The sequence below is a fragment of the Nonomuraea sp. NPDC049784 genome (assembly GCF_040659615.1).
Lineage (GTDB): Bacteria > Actinomycetota > Actinomycetes > Streptosporangiales > Streptosporangiaceae > Nonomuraea.
Window position 1 is genome coordinate 1 of sequence record NZ_JBFAMX010000933.1, and the last position, 2893, is coordinate 2893.

Genomic DNA, 2893 nt, shown 5'->3' on the forward strand with positions numbered 1-2893 from the left:
GCCACCCGCCCCGAGGCGCTCACGCCGGCGGATTGGTACGGCTACCTCGCCCAGAGCGATGTCTGCATCGATCATCGAGGTCGTGTGCGGTACCTCAGCGCGCTGAGCTTCTTCGAGGCGGCGATGGCGTTGGCGTGGTTGAAGGTCCACGCCGGTGCCATCGCCGACCGCGTCATGGGCGACATGGTCAAGAACGTGCTCCCGCGGTACGCCGCACCAGCACAGCCGACCCTCTCCAGCCCGTCTCCCTTCCGGGTGCGCGACGCTCACGCTCAAACCTGGGTGGCTGCCACCCCGCTCGCGCGTGAACTGGCTAAGGTCCTGCACTAGCCGCGGCCCCCACGATGCGGTGGTCTCCACCGCGCGTCGCGGGCACCATGCCGTCCCTTCACAGCGCCGCACTGCCCCAAAAGTTGCGCGGGGCTCTGCAGCAACCTCCGTAGCCGCTTGATCGCAGCCCTTGTGCGCGTCATGCACGTACACAAGGGAGCGGTGGCCGAGGCCTTCGACGGGCGAGGTCGCTTCTACGTTTGCACAGGTCAACCAGGTTGGAGGTGGGTTTGTCCATCTGTAGTTAACGAAAGGCAGCCCCCAATCCCCACCGTGGAGGAAAGCATGGACGACATCACCCCCGAAGGCGTGCCCGCCGAGGACAGCCACCTGTTCGACGAGCCCGCCGACTGGGCGCGGCAGGAACGCGAGCAGCAGGCGGCCCGCCTCGCCGCGTGGCCGATACTGCACGGCGACATCGAGGCCCTCGATCTGGCGCCGCTGTGGGCCCGTATCCGGGAGGCCGATCGTGACCTGCATGGGCTGGCGCTCGTGGAGCACCTCGCCGAGGAGGGAGGCGGCGTCGCGCTCCGGCTGCGCGCAGGCGTGCAGTCGCTGCTCGCCCGCCGTGACGGGAACGTGCGCGCTCACGTCGTCGACATCGGGAGTGCCGTCGAGCTGACCGTGTGGTCCATGGGCGGCTGCTGGAGACCTGCTCGGGCCTGGCACCTGCAGGCCACCCTGCACGCGCGGGGCGACCACTACGGCGAAGTACGGCTCGCCGGTGCCGGGCCCGTGCAGTTCGCCGTGCGCGGCGAGAACGGCCACACCGTCTTCACCGACCCCGAAGACGGGCCGCTCACCGCGGTGGCTGCCCGCTGGTACCTGGCCTGGGAAGGGCGGCGCAGCATCCGCGACTTTCTCACCTGGCCGCAGCCCGATCTTCCTGGCGAGCCCTTGGCTTTGGAGGCGTTCCTGCAAGGCCACGACGGGGTCGCCGATCAGCCGTACCCACATGACGCCGTGGGATGAGCGCCGGGGCACGGTCATCCAGCAGCCGCAGTCCTGATCCCGTCGCTGTGACAGCTCCGCTCATGTGTTCGGCGGGCCCACCCAGACCGTGAGGCGGGCTGTCTCGGCGCCCACCTGGTTGTACTGGGGGGAACCCTCCGCGGGGCAAGGCCAAGCCGTGCTTCGCACGGTCGCCCTACGGGCGAGCCTTGCCCCGCTCCACGCCCCCCGCAGTGCCGGCAATCCAGGCGCCGAGGCAGCTCGCCTCGCGCGCATCGGACACGCCGAGGAGATGCCGCATGCTGATTCCGACCGTCCACCTGCTCGACAAGACCTACATCAATCTGTTGGAACTGCTGGTCCGTGACGGCGACCACACACTGCCTGCCGGAACCACCCGCTGGGGGCTTCGCGCCGTCCACCGCGACCCCGACTCAGGCGAGCGCTACTCCAAGTACGGATTCGTCTATCCTGCGCCGGGGGGCTGGGCTGAGGCTCCAGGCCCGATCGTCGAGAGCAACCACGAAGGCTTTCCGCGCCGCGTCGGCGACGGCCTGTGCCTGTCGACCACGGAGCTCGATCCTGAAGCGCCGCTGTGGCACGGCATGGCCAACAGCAAAATCCCCGCCGATGACTTGCTGCTGGTCGCCTACCACGACGATGACGTGCTGGGAATCGACCCCTGGAACGGCACGATGAGGGTCCGGCGCATGTTCGTCGTGGCGGATATCGACGGCGTCTCCCTGATCATCCAACATGGTGCCGGCGCGTACCTCACCGGCGTGGAGGTGTCAGACGCACAGATCACCAATGCCGCACCGGTGCTCATGGCGGGGGCGACCTGGGCCGAAGTCCAGGCCGTCGTTGCTGACCGTATCGATCTGCGGTGGTACGCCCGAGTACGCCAGGCGGGAGCGAGCGACGAGCAGGTCCGCGACGCGTTGCGGCAGTTCCGTCAGCTCCAGCAGGTCTGGCAGCATGACTACGCTCGCTGCCTGGAGGCAGGAGGCAGCCACGATGAGATTCTCGCGGCCGCCAGCGCGGGCATCCCTCTCGGCGCTTACCATGACGCGCGCGAAGCCGGTGCCAGCCACCGCGAGATGCTCGCCATCAGCGATGACCTTGACGACATCTACGAGTACATCTTCGCGCGCATCAGCGGAGTGAGCGACTCACGTTACCGCGCCGCCCGGAAGGCTGGAGTCGACTGGTACGACTACGACGACGCTCGCAAGGCAGGTGCCAGCGATCGTCGGGTGCGTCGCGCCCGCCGGCTGGAGTTCTACCTCCCTGATTATGCGCGCGCTTTGCGAGCCGGCGCGAAGGACCGCCAGGTGCGTGCCGCCCATCGGGCAGGGATCGACGTGGGCGACTACGCCCTGGCTCGGGAGGCCGGCCTCACTGACCAGGAAGTGCAGGCCGCCCTCCACATCGGGCGCAACGTGGTCGAGGTCGCCAACGAGCGGCTTCACCGTTACGCGCCAACGTTCGCGGACGAGTTGCCCTTCTAACGGGACCTGGCCGCCGAAGCAGCTGCCTGGAGCCCGTCGGCCTGACCGCTTCCGGGCGGAATCCACCTCCCCCGGCGCGGCCGTCGCGCGACCTCACGATC

3 protein-coding genes are annotated in these 2893 nt (G+C 68.8%); all 3 read left to right on the forward strand.

All coding sequences use genetic code 11. The features are described from left to right. On the forward strand, window positions 1-330 hold a 330-nt coding region (locus AB0J09_RS61245; RefSeq protein ID WP_360713232.1), incomplete at its 5' end, for a hypothetical protein. Window positions 331-615: 285 nt separating this feature from the next. After that, the gene (locus AB0J09_RS61250) at window positions 616-1302 is read left to right on the forward strand and encodes a hypothetical protein (RefSeq protein ID WP_360713234.1); all 687 of its coding nucleotides are present in this window, start codon (window positions 616-618) and stop codon (window positions 1300-1302) included. Window positions 1303-1580: 278 nt separating this feature from the next. Further along, a complete protein-coding gene (locus AB0J09_RS61255; protein WP_360713236.1) occupies window positions 1581-2792 on the forward strand; it encodes a hypothetical protein in 1212 nt (403 codons plus the stop codon). The last annotated feature ends 101 nt before the right edge of the window (window positions 2793-2893 follow it).

What these genes read in the sequence shown, in the direction of transcription:
- AB0J09_RS61250 (WP_360713234.1), top strand. Translation starts at nt 616, where the DNA reads ATGGACGACATCACCCCCGAAGGCGTGCCCGCCGAGGACAGCCACCTG.
- AB0J09_RS61255 (WP_360713236.1), top strand. Translation starts at nt 1,581, where the DNA reads ATGCTGATTCCGACCGTCCACCTGCTCGACAAGACCTACATCAATCTG.